This window comes from Alteromonas marina (assembly GCF_000808575.1).
Taxonomy (GTDB): domain Bacteria; phylum Pseudomonadota; class Gammaproteobacteria; order Enterobacterales; family Alteromonadaceae; genus Alteromonas; species Alteromonas marina_A.
The window spans coordinates 81,289-100,112 of record NZ_JWLW01000015.1 but is presented as its reverse complement, the minus strand read 5'-3'; the positions used below and the strand labels follow the sequence as shown (position 1 = coordinate 100,112).

General features: G+C 45.7%; 15 protein-coding genes and 1 pseudogene. 13 read left to right on the top strand and 3 right to left on the bottom strand.

Going from position 1 to position 18,824, the window contains the following annotated elements:
- Positions 1-29: 29 nt before the first annotated feature.
- Positions 30-1,262, bottom strand: a complete 1,233-nt coding sequence (locus RJ41_RS09825; RefSeq protein ID WP_039219955.1) for a methyltransferase — start codon at positions 1,260-1,262, stop codon at positions 30-32.
- Between the two features lie 317 nt (positions 1,263-1,579).
- On the opposite strand from RJ41_RS09825, the gene RJ41_RS09820 reads away from it, so the two are divergent.
- The 6 genes from RJ41_RS09820 (at position 1,580) to RJ41_RS09795 (ending at position 4,807) form a co-directional block, all read left to right on the top strand.
- The gene (locus RJ41_RS09820; protein ID WP_039219952.1) at positions 1,580-2,221 is read left to right on the top strand and encodes an alpha-ketoglutarate-dependent dioxygenase AlkB family protein; all 642 of its coding nucleotides are present in this window, start codon (positions 1,580-1,582) and stop codon (positions 2,219-2,221) included.
- A 5-nt stretch (positions 2,222-2,226) separates the two neighbouring features.
- On the top strand, positions 2,227-2,547 hold the full coding sequence (locus RJ41_RS09815; RefSeq protein ID WP_014975655.1) for a BolA family protein: 321 nt from the start codon (positions 2,227-2,229) through the stop codon (positions 2,545-2,547).
- A 31-nt stretch (positions 2,548-2,578) separates the two neighbouring features.
- A complete protein-coding gene (locus RJ41_RS09810; protein ID WP_039219949.1) occupies positions 2,579-3,271 on the top strand; it encodes a phosphatase PAP2 family protein in 693 nt (230 codons plus the stop codon).
- Between the two features lie 53 nt (positions 3,272-3,324).
- Positions 3,325-3,915, top strand: a complete 591-nt coding sequence (locus tag RJ41_RS09805) for a nucleotidyltransferase family protein (RefSeq protein ID WP_052235446.1) — start codon at positions 3,325-3,327, stop codon at positions 3,913-3,915.
- Between the two features lie 213 nt (positions 3,916-4,128).
- Positions 4,129-4,611: a hypothetical protein gene (locus RJ41_RS09800; protein WP_039219943.1), complete on the top strand. Its 483-nt coding sequence runs from the start codon at positions 4,129-4,131 to the stop codon at positions 4,609-4,611.
- Positions 4,604-4,807 (top strand): helix-turn-helix transcriptional regulator, encoded by a 204-nt coding sequence (locus RJ41_RS09795; RefSeq protein WP_039219941.1) that lies wholly within the window; start codon positions 4,604-4,606, stop codon positions 4,805-4,807. The genes RJ41_RS09800 and RJ41_RS09795 overlap by 8 nt, the downstream gene beginning before the upstream one ends.
- Before the next feature lie 88 nt (positions 4,808-4,895).
- Here RJ41_RS09795 and RJ41_RS09790 read toward each other — a convergent pair whose 3' ends face one another.
- Together RJ41_RS09790 and RJ41_RS09785 are read right to left on the bottom strand one after the other, a co-directional pair.
- A complete protein-coding gene (locus tag RJ41_RS09790; protein ID WP_039220008.1) occupies positions 4,896-6,236 on the bottom strand; it encodes a nitrate regulatory protein in 1,341 nt (446 codons plus the stop codon).
- 356 nt (positions 6,237-6,592) lie between these two features.
- Complete coding sequence (locus tag RJ41_RS09785; protein ID WP_014948232.1) at positions 6,593-6,880, bottom strand: hypothetical protein; 288 nt, start codon at positions 6,878-6,880, stop codon at positions 6,593-6,595.
- 384 nt (positions 6,881-7,264) lie between these two features.
- Here RJ41_RS09785 and RJ41_RS09780 point away from each other — a divergent pair, with 384 nt between their 5' ends.
- The 7 genes and pseudogenes from RJ41_RS09780 (at position 7,265) to RJ41_RS19555 (ending at position 18,592) form a co-directional block, all read left to right on the top strand.
- Positions 7,265-8,830 (top strand): SulP family inorganic anion transporter, encoded by a 1,566-nt coding sequence (locus tag RJ41_RS09780; RefSeq protein ID WP_014978293.1) that lies wholly within the window; start codon positions 7,265-7,267, stop codon positions 8,828-8,830.
- A gap of 311 nt (positions 8,831-9,141) precedes the next feature.
- On the top strand, positions 9,142-11,691 hold the full coding sequence (gene nirB, locus RJ41_RS09775; protein WP_039219937.1) for a nitrite reductase large subunit NirB: 2,550 nt from the start codon (positions 9,142-9,144) through the stop codon (positions 11,689-11,691).
- 36 nt (positions 11,692-11,727) lie between these two features.
- Entirely contained in the window at positions 11,728-12,099 is a 372-nt protein-coding gene (gene nirD, locus RJ41_RS09770; protein WP_014975661.1) for a nitrite reductase small subunit NirD, read from the top strand.
- Positions 12,100-12,185: 86 nt separating this feature from the next.
- On the top strand, positions 12,186-15,077 hold the full coding sequence (locus RJ41_RS09765; RefSeq protein ID WP_039219936.1) for a nitrate reductase: 2,892 nt from the start codon (positions 12,186-12,188) through the stop codon (positions 15,075-15,077).
- A gap of 12 nt (positions 15,078-15,089) precedes the next feature.
- Positions 15,090-16,073, top strand: a complete 984-nt coding sequence (gene cobA, locus RJ41_RS09760; protein ID WP_039219935.1) for a uroporphyrinogen-III C-methyltransferase — start codon at positions 15,090-15,092, stop codon at positions 16,071-16,073.
- Positions 16,057-17,043: a glycosyl transferase family protein gene (locus RJ41_RS09755; protein WP_039219933.1), complete on the top strand. Its 987-nt coding sequence runs from the start codon at positions 16,057-16,059 to the stop codon at positions 17,041-17,043. The genes cobA and RJ41_RS09755 overlap by 17 nt, the downstream gene beginning before the upstream one ends.
- Before the next feature lie 210 nt (positions 17,044-17,253).
- A pseudogene (locus tag RJ41_RS19555) lies at positions 17,254-18,592 on the top strand (diguanylate cyclase).
- Positions 18,593-18,824: the final 232 nt, after the last annotated feature.

The window sequence follows — 18,824 nt, the reverse complement described above, 5'->3', positions numbered from 1 at the left end:
TCCTTAATTCGCGCACGTTTTTTAATCGCTTAGCGTTTTGCAGTGCCTAAGATAACGAACTTTTTATCACTCGCAAGTACCTTAGCGCCACCAAACAACTTTTTAAGTTTAATGTGATAGTCGAGGTGTCGATTACCAACTACCACCAAGTGACCGCTTTTGATAAGCAGTTCACGAGAATCTGTAAACATTTGCCATGCGATATGGTCGGTAATTGCGTTTTGTTGATGAAACGGTGGGTTACACAAAATTTTGGTAACGGCAGGTTTATTCTCTCTATTGATTAATGTTTCAAGGCAATTACTTGCAACAAACTCACATTGATCAATTTTATCCGGGAAGTTGTTGAGCACATTGAGTCTGGCACTTTCTAATGCCATATATGACTCATCCACAAATATTACTTTGGCATCAGGGGCAAGAGAAAGGGCATTAACCCCCAGTACTCCGTTGCCGCAGCCTAAATCGACCACCACATCATTGGCGCTCACCGTCATATGTTCAAGCATAATGCGTGCGCCTATATCTAACGACTGTCGGGAAAATGTATTCGCCAGATTGTCTATAGTTAACGCCGTTCCCATCGTACTTTTACACTGCCAGCGCGTCGGATAGGGCGAGTCAGATAGTTTTATTGACTCACGAGGCGAAGCGAACACAAGCCGCGATTTCTTCTTGGCAAGGGACGTGGTGGTGGGGCCAATGTATTGTTCAAAAAGGTTGAGTACGGATTTTGTGATGGTCTTTACTTTACCGGTTGCGATAACACGCGTGTCAGGTGTTATATATTTTTGTAAATCAATAAGCTGCTGTTCAAGAAGTGCAAGGGCGCGGGGGACCTTCAGCACAACAAGACTCGGCGCCTTTTCTGGCTTAAACGTTAAGCTTTGCACGCTAGTCAAGGTTTTCAGCGGCGCGGTTAGCAGACCGTTTTTACTGCTCGTTTCTGCATTACTCAGTAAATGATTGGCTTTTAAATTCTCAGACAGTGATCGCAAAGATATGTAGGAATCAGATACCCAGTAAGGCGATAAATGCGAAAACCAACAACCTAACGCGCCGAAATCGTCGTTAAAAATGATCATTGAGCCATCATTTTCACCGCTGCCAATTGAAAGCGACGCTTCACTTAATAAGCTCTCAATGTGCTCAATAACGAGTTCATCAGCGCTATCCCATGCTTGAAGGCTTATGTGTTGGTGCTTTTCAGGGTAGCGAATAAGCGAGAATTGTCGGTCGGCAAAAATAAATTCTGTATTCATTGGAGTCTGTTTTCTGAGAAGGCTCAAAGCATTCACATACTGTTGGGAATGCCTAGTTGGTTTGTGTTCGCGTTGCCTATCTTATCATATCAGCTACGCGGCTCTAGCCATTAACGTGTTATTCTTATGCAGTGCACTTTTGTTGGTAACAATGTACTGGTTGCAGAATCACTTTTAAATCTCGCAGAAAAATCCACATTAGCAATGCATGCGTAATTAAGGTGTAATTGGGGGAACTTCAAAGGTGTGTTTAAGCACTTTTGAGATCAAGTGCCCATAGCCAAAATTTAAAATCACCGGAAATATCATAGTTACGCATGCAGTTTTCTCTTTTCGAGACGTCAGAAAACAATAGCTCATCTCATAAGCTGCCGCTGTCAGAGGGCGATGTCACTTATTTTCCACAGGCGCTATCAAAAAATGATGCAGATACTTTTTTTGAGTTACTGAAGGCCGAGTTACCCTGGCGTCAGGACTCGATCAGATTGTTTGGCAAGCCGGTAAAAATTCCCCGCCTTCAGAGCTGGCACGGCGATGACGATTGTACCTATACCTATTCGAATTTAACCATGTCGCCAAATCCGTGGACGAACAGCCTTTTAAGCATTAAGGATTGTTGTGAAGCGTTATGTGCTGCAACCCAAAATACAAAGTTCAACAGTGTGTTAGCGAATTGGTATCGTGACGGACAAGATAGCATGAGCTTTCATTCAGATGATGAGCCTGAGTTGGGTATAAACCCGGTTATTGCATCCGTCACCTTAGGTGAAGCAAGGCCCTTTGTTTTTAAGCACAAAGAAACAAAGGAAAAGTATACACAGGTGCTTGAGCACGGCAGTGTATTAATTATGGCAGGAACAACACAAAGTCATTATGTGCATGGTATTGCGAAGACGGCTAAGCCTATCGGTGGTAGAATTAATCTAACATTCCGACATCTTATTCACAGAACAAGGTAAGCCAAATGCAAGTAAAAGCGTTTCTGGAAACTACGATTGAAGCTGCACTTAACCCGAGTTTTCTGGAGGTTGTAGATGAGAGTTTTATGCACAATGTTCCAGAGGGGGCTCAGAGTCATTTCAAAGTAACGGTAGTGAGCGATGCTTTTGAGGGCAAGCGCTTAATAGCGAGACACAGAGAAATTAACGGTCTTGCGGCTGAAGCACTGCAGGGGCCTGTTCATGCGTTGGCACTTCACACGTATACGCCTGCAGAGTGGGAAGCTCGAGGTGGGCAATCTATGGTATCGCCAAACTGCCTAGGTGGTAGCAAGCACGACCAATAACGCTCTTTTTGTACTAAATGGAAGTAGATTTATGACAAGCAGTGAAACGAAAAACAGCGGCGCGCTAGCCTCTTACTTAGACATCATTAAAACACCCTCTATTCAGGTGTTACTACTTGGCACCGGTTTTTTGCTTATGATGTTGTTTGTCTACATGGGCGTGCTGACTACGTTTGACAATGCGTTATTCAATGTAATTAGCGAAGCAGGCAATGTATCGGCTTGGAAAGAAGACGCGCTACGCGATATCACCGCGTTAGGCAGTAATACGGCACTTGTCTTTGTCACGATTTCAGTTGCCGGAGCCTTGGCGATGGCCGGTGAAAAGAAAAAGGCACTGACTTTTCTAATTGCTGTCGCTGCGGGGATCGCAACGACCTTCTTACTCAAAGCTGGCATCGACAGGCCTCGTCCTCCGCTGCCCATGCAGGATGTGAGTGTGTATACACAAAGCTTCCCCTCTGCACATGCTACCTTATCTACGCTTGTTTATTTCTATATCGCCTATTTGTTGACGTACTTCACGCAAAACGCTTCAGTAAAAGTGTGGATCTACATGGCAGCCACCTTTCTTGTCTTTTGTATTGGCTTAAGCCGCATTTTATTGGGCGTGCATTGGCCTAGCGACATAATTGCAGGGTGGTTTGCTGGTGGCAGCATGGCTGCCTTTTGCTTCTATATCATCAAGTGGAAACGCAAACTGCGTATAAAAGACGAAGGTTAAACGTGGACAAGCGCAGACGGCTTGAAGGCGTTATCAAGCGGGACCCTTTCAGAATGCGTTGCCTTCGCGCTCTGAGAGCGCTCGATTTACCGCAAGGGTACATTGGTGCTGGTTTTGTTCGAAATGCCTTATGGGATGAGTTACACGAAAGAACTATACCGACTCCGCTCAATGATATTGATGTGATTTACTTTAGTGGTGGCGTTAATCCACCGCAACGTGTTGCGGGTGCCGATAATGCATTGAAATTAGCACCTCAACCGCAAGCTTACTCACCAAGTTCTGTAGCTGCCAAACTAGGACTAAAAGCACAAGAACAAGCCATTGAACGCGAGCTAGCGCGTATGGTACCCCAAGCTAGTTGGCAAGTTAAAAATCAAGCGCGGATGCACCTAGCCCACGAGCACGCTCCCTATCAAAATTGCCACGACGCTATTTCTTATTGGATAGAACGAGAAACCTGTGTAGCAGTTCGCCTTTTAGCCAATGATGATTTAGACATACTCGCGCCATTTGGCTTGGAAGCAAACTTCGCAGGCACCATAAGTATTAACCCAAAATATCCAAGACCCGAAGTTTTCAAACAGCGACTTGCTTCTAAGAATTGGCTTACTGTTTGGCCTTTGTTGAAAGTTCATAAATAACTGGAAAGCAATACATATTTGTACGAATTGGCACGCAATGTTTCAGACTATGCTTTGATTAATCAAATCCATAAAAAACTTGCAAACATGTAACCTTTGGGTATCATTGATACCTAAGGGTTACATATGATCCGTTTAGGTATCATATGTGACATTAGAACGCAGTGAGCTTTAATCGGCATCAATGCGCCGTTAATAATAGGGAATTTAAAAATGGCAACATCAATTTTAGTACCACCTGAGACGGAACAAGAGTATTTGACAATAACGGGTAAAGTCAGTCTCGCCTTAGCATTCTTTGTTTTAGTTAAAGCCGCATTAGCTACGATTAACAATACAGACTCAGTTATTTACTGGTTACTAGGGTTGGCGTCATTAGCTAGCGCTGTTTACTGCGTAGTATTAGGAATTAAATCAATGAAGTTCGCCCAAAATATATCTCGTTTGGGTTTTTGGACGCTGACATTTGACGATGAATACGTGGACTATGTGAGCTCATTTAGCTTGCGTATTACTTGTCATATCCTAATTTTCGGCACAATGATTCTTGCTTTTTGGGGCGATAGCAAATGGTTTGCTGATCTCATGGCTCCCTTTGGCGTTACCCATGCGCTTCAAGTCTTGCTTGGTGTAGCCGCGGCTGCCCATGGAACATCCATTTTATGGAAATTGCGCGAGGAAGAGTTAGATGAATGAAGATTTGGATAACCATATTCATAAGCTCCGCTTGCAACATAAAATCTCTCAGCAAGAATTAGCTGATGCGATTGGTGTTTCCAGAAAAACTATAAGTACCGTGGAAACCGGGCGCTTCACACCTTCGGTGGTTATTGCTCTTAAAATAGCAGCTTATTTTGCTATTCCAGTAGAGCAGGTGTTTGAACTTAAATAAAGCGATAGCGATACAATGGAAATATACTGTAGTGGAAACTTACTAAATGGCGCTACACGAAAAGTCTGAATTTGTGTTGAGCTTGCATTTACCTTCCTGCTGAGTTTTTAGTTGCAATATTAACAACCTTAGCGGCAATAGATGCTATGGTCGTATTTTCGCTCATCGCTTGTTTTTGCAGTCGGCGATACGCGGTATTTTCGCTTAATCCAAATTGTTCCATGACAACCAGCTTTGCCCGGCTTATCAGCTTCTGGTCTTGAATTGCCCGCTTAGCTTCCTCAAGTTCACGCCCCATATCTTCTATGTGCTGGGCTTGTGAACGCAATAAATCGTAAAAAGAGCGATGGGCAGATAAGGTTTTAGTTTGCTGATTGAGTGATAGCGTTTTAATCTCGTCTTCTTTAGTGTCTTCCGCAAGGCCTGGCATACTGGGGTCGAACAATAAGGTGAGGGGGGAACCGTCATTGGCGTGCTCATCATTAAAGCGCGTTAGTAGTTGTTGATGGTTGGCCATTTCATTTTTTGCATCAGCAACTTTACTGTTAGCTTGCTGTGTTAAGGCTTCAGTTAGCGCTACTTCAATGGCCAGCATTGCATCTATGCGTCGTGTTGCGACATCAAACCATACCTCTGAGATCTCGCTTGAAATCGCACTGCCGTCACCAAGCTGTGCAATCATATTTCTAAGCTGCGTTATGTCGATTGCGGCAGGGCTTTTGTTTAACGCTTCTAGTGCTTCTTTATGCGGTTTACAGCTAAACTCACAGAATATACTGAAGTGATGTTCTTGTGCGTGCTGAAGTGCGGCTAGCTTTTCACAAAGGCGAACATCGAAATGAGTTTCTGCGAAACCAATAGCGCCCCACGCCCGCTCTTGCCCCGCGTATTCTTTTGCCTGCATAAAATTGAACAGAGCAACCAGTAAGCGGGTTATTGTTGGGTCGCTTGCAATATCTGCTGCTTCAAAGATAACAGTAAGTAAACTGGCCACTAAGCGACTATATGCTCGGGTGGATTCCAGTGGTGTCAGCAGCTGCTTGCTTACTTGTTCTCTCAGTCTGGGCAGGTAGTCCGTCGCCTGCATAGCAAGTGTAATGCTGCTCAACAACCGCGGGTTACCCGTAGTGATTTCATCTGTCAGGTATAGGGACTTTAAATGGCTTTTTAACAAAGACTCCGCTTGTTCGCTAGCACCGATATACTGCATTCGCTCAACACTATAACGTTCGCCCTTTGAAGCAAGAAAGATGTTGCTGGCCCCACGTTCTTTTTGCAGTTCATGAATAAGCTCACGAACCGCAATTACAATTCGACAATTACTAGATAATTGCTCAAGCACAGTTATTTCGGCGTGCTTTGCCGCTAGCAAAAAGCGCTTAGTAGCGTCGCTACACAGCGCAATGGTCTGTTCTGGTTCATGAAGCATGTTAAGGCCTGCTAATCTTTGGTGCACACGTTTCGAATTTTTTCTTGATGAGTGCATCTATTGGCGAAACGTTTTTTGAAACTCTTTGCTCTTAGCCCCCTGCACTCAGCAGAGCAATACGTCTACCAAGCAACACTTATGCCCTGTTTATTAGAATTGATGAAGATAAGCGTTAGCGTGAACAAAAACGCTCGGAGTGCTGACATTTCGCGGCATGTGGTGTGACTGGAATTTTTACTTAAGGTGACTTTATAAGGGGGGACGGGAAGGTTAGCGGCGTTAAGAGGGAAGTTGAGAGGCAAGAGGCTGCGCCAAAATGGTGCAGCCTCGCAAACTATGTGGTTTTGCTTTCCAAATTAGTTTCTGACTACGCGAAGAAACCAGCCTACAAACAGCGATATTAAGAAACCGAAGAAGGCAATCATTGTGGTGATGGTTAGCATTTGTCCTGAAAAATCAGCATTTTCACCCGTATGTTCGCTTACTAACATCCCTGATGCTTTAAAAATAAATAGTGCAGCTACAGAAAACAATAAGATAACGGCGGTCGACATAATAGTGGCTTTCCAATAAGCCTTTGGCGACATCCAGTGAATAGCGCCCGCCACTAGCACGCACAAAATTGTAAGAATATAAGGTACCACTTTAACTCCTCGTTGAATAAGGCTTATGCCCTATTGCGACGTCTTGTCACGACTCGAATTAGAAATTGAGCGTAGTGAACGACGCGGTTAACCAAAACCCTTATACGATGCCATGTATGAGGCAATTTGTCAGCATCAGCGATTTAATTAAGCCTCAAGCTGGCCTTAAAAAGTTGGCAGGCAAAGATGAGAGGAGTGGATACGGAGGATTGTCTCTTCACGACTGCACGTAACGGTTCGCGTTCGTAACAATCTATTAAAAGATTTTAAGCTACAATGGTGATAGAATCGCCGAAAAATTCTCCTACCTACTTGGTGTTCTGCTTTTGCGCAGCTTACGCCACGGTGGGTTGTTGTGTTTAACATCCTAGCTTCTGAGAGAACATGTTCGATTTAATTACCAGTAAAGACAGCAACGTTAAAAACGACGTGCTATCAGGTATTACCGTGGCGCTAGCCTTGGTCCCTGAAGCCGTAGCATTCGCATTTGTAGCCGGCGTAGAACCAATGATTGGTCTTTATGCGGCTTTCATGATGGGCTTGATCACTTCCGCTATTGGTGGCCGCCCAGGAATGATTTCTGGTGCTACTGGCGCCATGGCCGTTGTAATGGTGGCACTGGTTGCCCAACACGGCGTGCAGTATTTATTTGCCGCGGTTATTTTGGCTGGATTACTGCAAATAATGTGCGGTATTTTCAAGCTCGGGAAGTTTATTCGACTGGTGCCATATCCGGTAATGCTAGGCTTCGTAAATGGTTTGGCGATTGTTATTTTCCTGGCGCAGTTAGGCCAGTTCAAAGTCACTAACGCAGCCGGTGAGTTGCAGTGGATGGAAGGTACGCTGCTATATTGGATGTTAGGGCTTGTGGCGTTAACTATGGCCATTATCTATTTGTTACCTAAGCTAACCAAAGCTGTACCGGCGTCTCTTGTAGCAATTGTAACGGTGACTTTGTTAGTACATGGTCTTGATCTTGAAGCGCGCACTGTAATCGACTTTGTTCGTGACTTGCTGCCAGCTGACCAGCGCGATACCGCGACGCTAGCGGGGGAACTTCCTAGCTTCGCTATTCCTATGGTGCCGTTCACCTGGGAAACCTTCATGATCATTCTGCCAACCTCAGTCATTCTTTGCTTGGTCGGTCTTATTGAATCGCTTCTTACCCTTTCATTAATTGATGAAATGACGGACACCCGCGGACGTGGTAACAAAGAGTGCGTTGGCCAAGGCGTTGCAAATACCGTTAACGGTTTCTTTGGCGGTATGGGCGGTTGTGCCATGATTGGTCAAAGTATGATTAACATTAACTCTGGTGGCCGTGGCCGCTTGTCTGGTATCACCGCGGCGGTTGTATTATTAGGCTTTATTCTATTTGCTGCTCCGCTAATTGAAATGATTCCTCTTGCTGCCCTTGTTGGCGTTATGTTCGTGGTGGTTATTGCTACATTTGAGTGGGCGTCATTCAGAATTATTCGCGGCGTAAACAAAGAAGATGCGTTCGTACTTTTCCTAGTAACAGGCGTTACCGTTATCGCTGACCTGGCTATTGCGGTTGTGGTGGGTGTTATCGTTTCAGCACTGGTGTTTGCATGGAAACACGCTCGTCATATTGAAGCGAGATCCCATATCGATAACGACGGTTGGAAAGTCTATGAGCTAGACGGCCCGCTGTTCTTTGGCTCGGTATCGCATTTCAAAGACCTGTTTGATATCGCCAACGACCCTAACGATGTAGTTATTGACTTTAAAGACTCTCGCATTTGGGATTCATCAGGTATCGATGCGCTAGATACCCTTGCTGACAAATACGAAGAGCAGGGTAAAAAGCTACACATTCGTCATATCAGCGATGAATGTCGTTCATTGCTTCGCAAGGCCGATAAGTTTGTTGAAATTAACGTAGTTGAAGATCCTCGCTACCGCGTAGCGACAGATAAACTGGCCTAAGTTGTTTGAAAGCCTTAATGCACCAAGTAAACACAGTTTTGCGTTTGTTTGGTGCAGTTGTGAAGTCTGAATAATGCTAATTTTTTAGTAAATCAAATAAAAACAATCGTTTACGGTTTTGGCACTGAAATTGGATAACTATAAACGTAAAGTGTGTTTTGGTGATTTGTGTCAATCGCTGAAAATTGTGTGATTTATAACACTCCGTAAAATGTGTTAGCCGACCTAAACCGTTGGCAAAATAGGCAACGAAGCCCGCATCAACGAAAGTTGAAGCGGGCTTTTTTTTGTCCCGAAAAAAGGGGAATACCATGACTTCATTGGACTCAAAAACGCAAATTGTCGTCGTAGGCAACGGCATGGTGGGGCATCATTTTGTTGAGCAGCTTCACCAAAGCGATGCCAATGTAGAAATAACCGTTTTATGCGGCGAGTCACGCCTTGCGTACGACCGCGTTTATCTGTCGTCTTTTTTTAGCGGCGCGAGTGCTGATGACTTAGCGCTTACTACACCCGCTCAGTACGCCGAGTGGGGCGTAAACGTAGTTACCAATGCCTTGGTTACCGATATAGACCGTGACAATAATAAAGTGACGACTTCTGAAGGGCAGGTGTTTAGCTACGATAAGCTTGTGCTAGCTACGGGCTCATACCCATTTGTGCCACCCATTCCTGGCAACGATCAAGAGCATTGCTTGGTGTACCGTACTATAGACGATCTACTCGCTATTGAAGCATCAGCAACGGTGAGCAAAGTAGGGGTTGTTGTTGGTGGTGGGCTGTTGGGTTTAGAAGCCGCTAACGCATTAAAACAAGCCGGTCTCGACACCCACGTGGTTGAGTTTGCCCCGCAGCTTATGGCGGTACAGCTAGACCAAGCAGGTGGTAACGTTCTTAAGGACAAAATTGAAGCATTGGGTGTTACGGTTCACACCCAAAAGGCCACCCAAACTATCGAGGCCGGTGATACCTGCCGCTATAAAATGGTGTTTGCTGACGGCACTGCACTAGAAACTGACATGATTTTATTTTCTGCTGGTATTCGACCTTCCGACCAGCTCGGCAGAAAGTCAGCGCTAACACTGGGTGAGCGCGGCGGTATTGTTATTGATAACCACTGCGTGACGTCTGACCCGAACATTTACGCTGTGGGTGAATGTGCGCTGTGGGATAACAAAATCTTTGGTCTTGTTGCACCTGGCTACACCATGGCACGCACGGCCGTAAGTCATATTACAGGTGGCGATGCCGAGTTCGCTGGCGCAGATATGAGCACTAAACTCAAGCTAATGGGCGTAGAAGTGGGCTCAATTGGCGATGCCCATGAACGCACAGACGGAGCGCTTAGCTACACGTACTTAAATCAGCCCGAGGGCGTGTATAAAAAGCTGGTGGTAGATAGCGAGCAAAAGTACGTGCTTGGTGCTGTACTCGTTGGCGATACCAGCGACTACGACACGCTCCTGCAGTATGCACTTAATAATATTGAATTACCTGAACACCCAGAAAGCCTAATTCTGCCGTCATCCGATGCCGCACCGGCGTTAGGTGCCGATGCACTCCCAGACACCGCGTCTATTTGTTCGTGTCTAAACGTGACAAAGGGCGACATTGTTTCAGCCATTGAAGGCGGCTGTTGTAGCGTTGGCGATGTAAAAGGTGAAACTAAGGCCAGTACAGGTTGTGGAGGCTGTGCCGCTCTACTTAAAAATGTGGTAGACAGCGAGCTTGAAAAGCGCGGTGTGGAAGTATCGAAAGCCATTTGTGAGCACTTCAATTACACCCGACAAGAACTCTTTCACATCGTTAAGGTAAACGGCATTCGCACCTTCGACGAGCTACTAGAGCAGCATGGTGAAGGTCTAGGGTGTGAAATTTGTAAGCCTGCTGTCGGCTCAATTTTAGCCTCGGTGTATAACGACTACATTCTTAAGGCTTCACATCTTCCTCTGCAAGACACCAACGATATCTACCTTGGCAACATGCAAAAAGATGGCACGTATTCCGTTGTACCGCGTGTACCTGGTGGCGAAATAACGCCTGAGAAGTTGATTCTGCTAGGTGAAGTGGCAAAAGAATACAACCTGTACACCAAGATCACAGGTGGTCAGCGCATTGATTTATTTGGAGCGCGCGTAGAGCACTTACCTGATATCTGGGAAAAACTGGTCGCTGGTGGTTTTGAAACCGGCCACGCCTACGCGAAGGCACTGCGTACTGTGAAATCGTGTGTGGGCAGCACCTGGTGCCGTTACGGTGTTCAGGATTCTGTTGGCACTGCCATTGATTTAGAGAATCGTTACAAAGGCTTACGTGCACCGCACAAAATTAAATTTGCCGTTTCGGGGTGTACCCGTGAGTGCGCAGAAGCCCAAAGCAAAGACATTGGCGTTATTGCTACCGAGCAAGGCTGGAACCTGTATGTTTGCGGGAATGGCGGCATGAAGCCTCGACATGCAGACCTGTTTGCCACCGACCTAGATACCGAAACCCTTATTAAGTACATCGACCGCGTGCTGATGTTTTACGTGAAAACGGCTGATCGCCTACAGCGTACATCGGTGTGGATGGACAACTTAGAAGGTGGGTTAGCTTACCTGCAAGACGTTGTGATAAACGATGCTCTTGGCATTAATGGTGAGCTTGAAGCACAGATGGATGCTGTGGTTGATGCTTATCAGTGCGAATGGAAAACCACCATCGAAAACCCAGAGTCGCGCAAGCGTTTCCGTCAATTCGTAAACAGCAATGCTAGCGACACCAATATTCAGTTTGTTTCAGAGCGAGGCCAGGTTCGCCCAGCTACTGAAGCTGAAAAAGTAGCAGGTAAAGATCAGTTCATTCCTGTCTCTATGGTATAGCCACTGGCTTATCAACCCTGTTAGGAGAATCAAATTATGTCAGCAGCGCAAAATGTAATGGCGTCAGAACCACAGCAAGTGCAATGGCACTACGTTTGTGAGACGAACGACTTAGTGACAAACAGTGGGGTTTGCGCCCTTGTCGACTCACAGCAAGTGGCAATTTTCAGTTTGAAGATAAACGGCGAAACTCAGGTTTTCGCCATTAGTAACTACGACCCTATTGGTAAAGCAAACGTACTCTATCGCGGGCTTCTAGGGTCGATAGGCGGTGCACCTGTTGTTGCTTCGCCTTTATACAAAGAGCATTACTTTTTAGAAACCGGGCTGTGTAAAGAACACGACGATGTTTCCGTCACGGCTTACGCTGTGAAGGTAGAGGGCGAAAAGGTTTTTGTGGGCGTTTAAGCAAACTGTCTTTTTTATACGCCCACATGAATAAAGCCTGTTAGCAAAATGCATTCAAAAGCTGTGAAACCGAAAAAGGTAATGAAATGAATATGCCTACACGACAACCCGACATGATGTCTGAACAATTAAGACAAACAACATGCCCATACTGCGGCGTAGGGTGTGGTGTAGATATCAGTTGCAACGTAAGCCCGCGTGCCATAACCCTGGACACTGTTAAAGGCACGCCAGAGCATCCCGCCAATTATGGAAGATTGTGTGTTAAAGGAACAAACCTGCTTGAAACAAACGACGTAAACGGACGTTTGCTTCACCCAACCATGGCAGGTCAATCGGTGGATTGGGACACGGCCACCGATGTGATTGCGGATAAGATCACCTCTACCATTGCGCAGTATGGCGCGGATGCCGTTGCTTTTTATGTATCAGGTCAGCTTCTCACCGAAGACTATTACATTGCCAATAAGCTTATGAAAGGTTTCATCGGCAGTGCCAATATCGATACGAATTCACGCCTATGTATGTCATCAGCCGTTGCCGCGTACAAGCGAGCCTTCGGTGAAGATGTGGTGCCTTGCGATTACACCGATTTGGAATGTACAGATTTACTGGTGATCACCGGAAGTAATGCGGCCTGGGCGCACCCAGTGCTTTTTCAACGCATTCAGCGAGCAAAGCTGAAAAATCCGAATATGAAGGTCATCGTTGTTGACCCACGCAAAACCGAAACCTGTACCATTGCCGATTTACACCTTCCATTAAAGCCAGGTAGCGACGTAGCGCTATTTAACGGTTTACTCAGCTATGCAAACGCACAAGGTCGTATAAACAAATCCGTTGTTGAGAGCTATGCCGAGGGGCTTGATGAAACGCTTAAAAGTGCAAATGCCTTAACGTTAGATGACGTTGCTAAAGTATGCGACCTGGACGTTAACAGTATTAAGGCCTTTTTTGATGCCTTCTGCAAAGCCTCTAGCGCAATTACTTTTTATTCTATGGGCGTAAACCAGTCTTCTGCTGGTGTGGATAAAGCCCAAGCCATTATCAACTGTCATTTAGCAATGGATTTAATTGCTAAAGACGGTTGTGGTCCGTTTTCTATTACTGGCCAACCCAATGCAATGGGGGGCCGCGAAGTGGGCGGTTTAGCTAATATGCTGGCTGCTCATATGGACCTTGAAAACCCTGAGCATATCAGCACTGTTAAAACCTATTGGAACGCCCCTGTTATGCCTAAAGGGCAGGGGCTTAAAGCTGTTGATTTGTTTAATGCAATTGAGAGTGGAAAGGTAAAATTCGTTTGGATAATGGGGACTAACCCCGTTGTCAGTATGCCAAATCGCGGTCAAGTTGAACGCGCACTTTCTAAATGTGACATGGTGGTGGTGTCTGATATTGTTGAGTCTAACGATACGCTTAACTACGCGCACATTGCCCTTCCTGCCACGGGGTGGTCGGAAAAAGACGGCACGGTAACAAACTCAGAGCGCCGTATATCACGTCAGCGCGGTATATTGCCTCCACCAGGTAGTGCAAAACACGACTGGCAAATACTGTGTGAAGTGGCGGGTAAAATGGGCTTTGGCGAGGCATTTAATTTTACCCATCCGTCACAAATATTCTGCGAATACGCTGGGCTAACCGGCTATCAAAATAACGGTAAGCGACAATTAGACCTGTCACCTTTACAAGCGTTAAGTGAAGCTCAATACAACGGGCTATCGCCTTTGCAGTGGCCCTTTCAAGCAGTTACAAAAGCTGAGAATACGGCCAGTTCTAATTCTCAACCTAGCCTTACCAGTAAACGCCCTTTTAAAGACAAGCAGTTTTCAACACCCAACGCCAAGGCTAGGCTTATTCCCGTAACTTACAGAGCGCCATTGCAGGTGACATCAGACGCTTATCCTTTTGTTGTGAACAGCGGCCGGGCGCGAGATCAGTGGCATACCATGACGCGCACAGGTAAAGCGGCAAAGTTACTGGCTCATATGCCAAGTGCTTGCGTGCATATCAACCCTAAAGACGCTGCTGAATTGGGCGTTGAAGACGGAAGCCTCGTTTCTCTTTCAAGTGCAGTGTGTAAAGACGCCTCCGTTATCTATCCGGTTAAAGCGGATACGGATATGCGCAAAGGGGAAGTATTTATTCCCATTCACTGGTCGGCGCAATGGGGTTCGCACAGTAAACTAGGCGCACTTTATGCCAGCGCGGTAGACCCTATTTCAGGGCAACCAGAGTTAAAACACGCGGCGGTTGCTATCGCGCCTGCTCATTTCGTTACCTACGGCAAGCTCTTTGTTTCATCAGTAAACCAATCAACACTTAATTCAGAATTTAGCCCCAGTTATGAAGACGCACTAAAGCATGCGTGTGATTACTGGAATACGGCACCGCTTGAAAGCACAGAGGCGTCTTCACCTTTAAATAACTCGGATGCAGCATTATCAGTATTGAATGTTGCTTCGAACAAAGGTCGTCGAGATTTTACCCAAGCGTTGATACCCCTGCTGCCGCAAAACGCGGTGCTATTGCAATTTCATCATCATACATACTCAGTATGCCTTGCGCTTGTCGATGATACTCTTTGTTTCGCGGCGTTTTTAGGCGATGAGCCAGAAAAGGGTGAAAGGGCACCAGCAGCTGCACATACAACAGCGCAGGCAGCGCCACATTTAAAAAATACATGGTCAGTACCTAACGAATGGCTCGCCAGCCTTCTCAACACATCTATTTCTACAGACATACAGCGCAATTTAATACGTGGCCAAGTAGACGACGCATTTTTAAACGGTGATGTAGTTTGTAGCTGTTTTGAAGTGCGCGAAAAAACCATTACACATGCCATCAAGGAAGGCTGTAGTTCGGTGGCAGAGCTTGGTGAAGCATTAAAATGTGGTACGAATTGTGGCTCGTGCAAACCCGCCTTGTCTCAACTGATAGACAAGCATTTAGTCATTGAAATTCAATCTGTTTAGGAGCGTTAAATCATGTCAATTGCATCTAGTTGGTCGTTACCGTTTTTGCGCACCTTATTTAAACCGCAGAAACCTTTGTTAAACCTCTTTTATCGCGATGCTATTTCTACCTCGGCCACGACCGTGACGACGCGCCAGCGCTCCGATAATCCAAAAGCTCCAGCTAAGCATTCATACTTTGGCAAGTGGTTGAAGTTAGCAAACAGGCAAACTGAAGGTCTTAAACAAGGGCAGGTGTTCATCGTCGGCGCTGGCCCTGGTGATGCCGAGTTACTTACGTTAAAAGCGTTTCGTCTTCTGCAACAAGCCGATGTCGTACTGTTCGATGCTTTAGTCAGCGAAGATATTCTCGCGCTAATTCCCTCTAAAGTGGTGAAAGAATATGTAGGAAAACGCTGCAAAAAGCATAGCTTTACCCAAGACGCTATATGCAAGCGAGTGGTTGAATTGGCAAGCAACGGTCACACTGTCGTACGGTTAAAAGGCGGTGACCCAGCCCTATTTGCAAGAACCTGCGAAGAAACCGATGCACTCACAAAAGCCAACATTCCTTTTGCTATTGTTCCTGGTATTACGGCAGCATCGGGTGTGTCAGCCTATACGGGGATCCCTTTAACCGACAGGCGTTGTGCTCAGTCGGTGAGTTTTATGACCGCACATTTTAAGGACGTGGATCAATGGCCAGAGATGGCACCCATGGCGCAAAATGTATTGAAGCAAACCATGGTGGTTTATATGGGGCTAAGCCGACTTGAAGGGCTATGCAAAGGCTTGATTCATCACAACGTGCCAACCACATGGCCAGTAGCGGCAATTGAAAATGCCACTTCGCCCGAACAGCGCGTGATTACTGGCGTGCTTGCCGATATTCATAGCAAGGTAGAAGCAGCAAATTTAACGGGGCCTACGTTACTTATATTTGGAAAGGTGGTAGAGTCTCGTCAACAGGTAAATACTCTTCTATTACATTCATCCAAGCATGCTGCAACCATTTAGTGAATACATAAAAATTATTGGAAAAGGTCAAAAAGGGGGGCGTAGCCTTACCCGTGATGAGGCTTATCATGCCATGAAAATGGTATTGGCCAATGAAGTGACAGGCGATCAACGCGGTGCATTTCTTATGTTGCTGCGTACCCGTGAAGAAACACCAGAAGAAGTTATTGGCTTTGTCGATGCATGCAGAGAGCTGATAGAGCCAGAAGTTAAAACCCTCACCCCCACGTTAGATATTGGCTGCTACGCGGGAAAGCGTCGCCAGTTACCGTGGTACTTATTGGCCGTAGCGGTTCTAGCCAACAATGGTTACTCGGTCATGCTTCACGGTGCTCATGAACCGGGTTCGGGGCGCCTTTATGCAAGTATAGCGTTACCCCAATTGGGCCTGCCTGAAGTTAGCAGTATTGCAGACGCCAAACAGCAGCTAATGGATAAAGGGGTGACTTACCTTGATTTGTCTTCTTTGCTGCCTGCGCTCGACACAATTATTAAGCTTCGTGAGGTATTTGGCCTGCGTTCATGCGCTAACACCCTCGCAAGGTTGTTGAATCCCACCGCTGCACAATTTTGCGTACAGGGCGTTTACCATATGCACCTTGACCACAAACACTGCCGCGTTAATGAGAATTATCCATCTATAGATGCGCTTTGCTTTCGTGGTGATGGCGGAGATCCTGAAGTTAATGGTGAGCGGGAAACTGAGCTATTTATTACCCGAAATGGTGAGACCGAAGAAGTAATAATGCCGGTGGTTGCTGACAAATGGGCGCTTAAAGATAAAGACATGAACGTCAACGACATGCTTGATGTGTGGGCGGGTAACGCGAATAGCCTTTACGGTGAACAAGCCATCTTAAGCACACTTGCCAGCTATTTGGTACTGCTACAAAAGTGTGATGTTGCAGATGCCCTGTCCCAGGCAAGGCAGCTTTGGGCACAGCGCGATAAAAGCGCAACGCCGTTTTAATCGTTTGGTGCAATAACCGTTTAACTCCGTCAAAGATCACACGTCTTTTGTATTGGTCAGATAGCCCGTGTTACCTGTCTAATAAATAGAAGTTTAACTGCGGGGGGGGGGTTAAACCCTCTTCATAGAGGAAAAATAGTCAATCGTCGCATTGACTTAATCGTTGCTATACTTGTTAATAGTATTAGCAAAGTTACCTTAAGTGGTGTTATGCGAATCACGCAATGGCTCGTCTTTTTAGTTAGCCTGTCGCTCTTATTTCGAGCAGGTTATGCTGTATCTGAAAATCGAGAACAGGTTATAACCTCTAGGGTAACTTTCGTTCTAACCGCAGATATGCCTAATATAAGCGATTCCCGCACAGGGCGTTAAGCAAATCTACAGACCCTCGTAAAACAGCAGCGGCAAAATAGTGATACCGTCTTTTTCATTTTCGGCGGCGGTTCAATTGGACCGAGCGCGCTATCCTCGTTTGACCGTCGCTCCCACATTATTGATATTCTCAATTCCCTTGAGCCAGATGTGATGGGGGTCACAAAAAGAGAATTTAGTTTCTATGAAGATGAACTGTCTCTTCGTTCTTATGAGGCTGCCTTTCCATTGGTCGCCAGCAACGTGATAGATAACCGGATGGGGCGCTCCCCTGACGGCCTGCACACTTCTGTGAGTGTAGAAAAAAGAAGAATTAACTCTTGGTGTTATATCAGTTCTACATGAGAGAGTGATAGAAGAGTACCAATTATCTGATACTGTTATAACGCCTCCTCAAAAGGCCATCATGGAGGAGTCTAAAAGATTGCGACAGCAAGGCGCAGATATTATTTTGCTGCACTATTCCTACCCGTTCCCTTTTATTAATACCATGCTGAACAAACGTATAATTCTGCGTTTAATTGCTTTAACCAACTTGGTTGAAAAAAATAGTGAAGAAGTAGCAAGCTTTGAAGGCAGTGACGAGATATCTCGCCTGGCTAAAACCTTCGCACTGTATTTTGAGAGAGTAAAGAGCCAAGAAACCGAATTGATTCGTTTGTCACTTAGCGATCCCCTTACTAATATTCCAAATCGACGGGCGTTCAAAATGGAAATGGAAAAAGCGATAGCCATGTCAAAACGGTATGACTGGCCGTTGACGGTAGTTATCTTGGATGTCGATAGTTTCAAACTTTACAATGACAACTATGGTCACCCTAAAGGGGATGAATGCCTGAAAACCGTCGCTATTGGGCTTAATGAAGTCATTACCCGTAACACTGATTTCTGTGCTCGATACGGTGGTGAGGAGTTCGTAGCGATTTTGCCCAATACCGATGAGAAAGGCGCGAAGGTGAAAGCTGAAGAGATTCGAGATGCGATAGAATCATTAGGGATAGAGCACAGCAAGAGCACAGTTTCACCCGTAATTACCGCAAGTTTGGGCGTTGCAACGATCAATTTCGTTAATCACCACAACTGGACGTTAACTTCGATCCTGAATACCGCTGATAAAGCTTTGTACGGCGCCAAAACGGGCGGCCGGAATCGCTGCGTGTTTTCATCGCTGCCTTGAGTATTTTTGTATAGCAAAAAGAAGCGCGTTTATGCCAATCCCCAAACTGGGCTATCTTTAATCTTTATTGAACAAAAAAACTTCAGTTTTATTTGTGTGAAACATCAATAAACTTCATTTCCTCTGCTATCTTTAATCAAAACCAATAAAAACTAGCTTATCGTTTCAGACAACTAACCGTATTTCAGTGTGATACGCCAGTGCCTATTTTGTCAGGGGGGCTTCGTTATGA

Coding starts and splice junctions, on each gene's coding strand:
- RJ41_RS09825 (WP_039219955.1), bottom strand. CDS start 1,262: ATGAATACAGAATTTATTTTTGCCGACCGACAATTCTCGCTTATTCGC.
- RJ41_RS09820 (WP_039219952.1), top strand. CDS start 1,580: ATGCAGTTTTCTCTTTTCGAGACGTCAGAAAACAATAGCTCATCTCAT.
- RJ41_RS09815 (WP_014975655.1), top strand. CDS start 2,227: ATGCAAGTAAAAGCGTTTCTGGAAACTACGATTGAAGCTGCACTTAAC.
- RJ41_RS09810 (WP_039219949.1), top strand. CDS start 2,579: ATGACAAGCAGTGAAACGAAAAACAGCGGCGCGCTAGCCTCTTACTTA.
- RJ41_RS09805 (WP_052235446.1), top strand. CDS start 3,325: ATGCGTTGCCTTCGCGCTCTGAGAGCGCTCGATTTACCGCAAGGGTAC.
- RJ41_RS09800 (WP_039219943.1), top strand. CDS start 4,129: ATGGCAACATCAATTTTAGTACCACCTGAGACGGAACAAGAGTATTTG.
- RJ41_RS09795 (WP_039219941.1), top strand. CDS start 4,604: ATGAATGAAGATTTGGATAACCATATTCATAAGCTCCGCTTGCAACAT.
- RJ41_RS09790 (WP_039220008.1), bottom strand. CDS start 6,236: ATGCTTCATGAACCAGAACAGACCATTGCGCTGTGTAGCGACGCTACT.
- RJ41_RS09780 (WP_014978293.1), top strand. CDS start 7,265: ATGTTCGATTTAATTACCAGTAAAGACAGCAACGTTAAAAACGACGTG.
- nirB (WP_039219937.1), top strand. CDS start 9,142: ATGACTTCATTGGACTCAAAAACGCAAATTGTCGTCGTAGGCAACGGC.
- nirD (WP_014975661.1), top strand. CDS start 11,728: ATGTCAGCAGCGCAAAATGTAATGGCGTCAGAACCACAGCAAGTGCAA.
- RJ41_RS09765 (WP_039219936.1), top strand. CDS start 12,186: ATGAATATGCCTACACGACAACCCGACATGATGTCTGAACAATTAAGA.
- cobA (WP_039219935.1), top strand. CDS start 15,090: ATGTCAATTGCATCTAGTTGGTCGTTACCGTTTTTGCGCACCTTATTT.
- RJ41_RS09755 (WP_039219933.1), top strand. CDS start 16,057: ATGCTGCAACCATTTAGTGAATACATAAAAATTATTGGAAAAGGTCAA.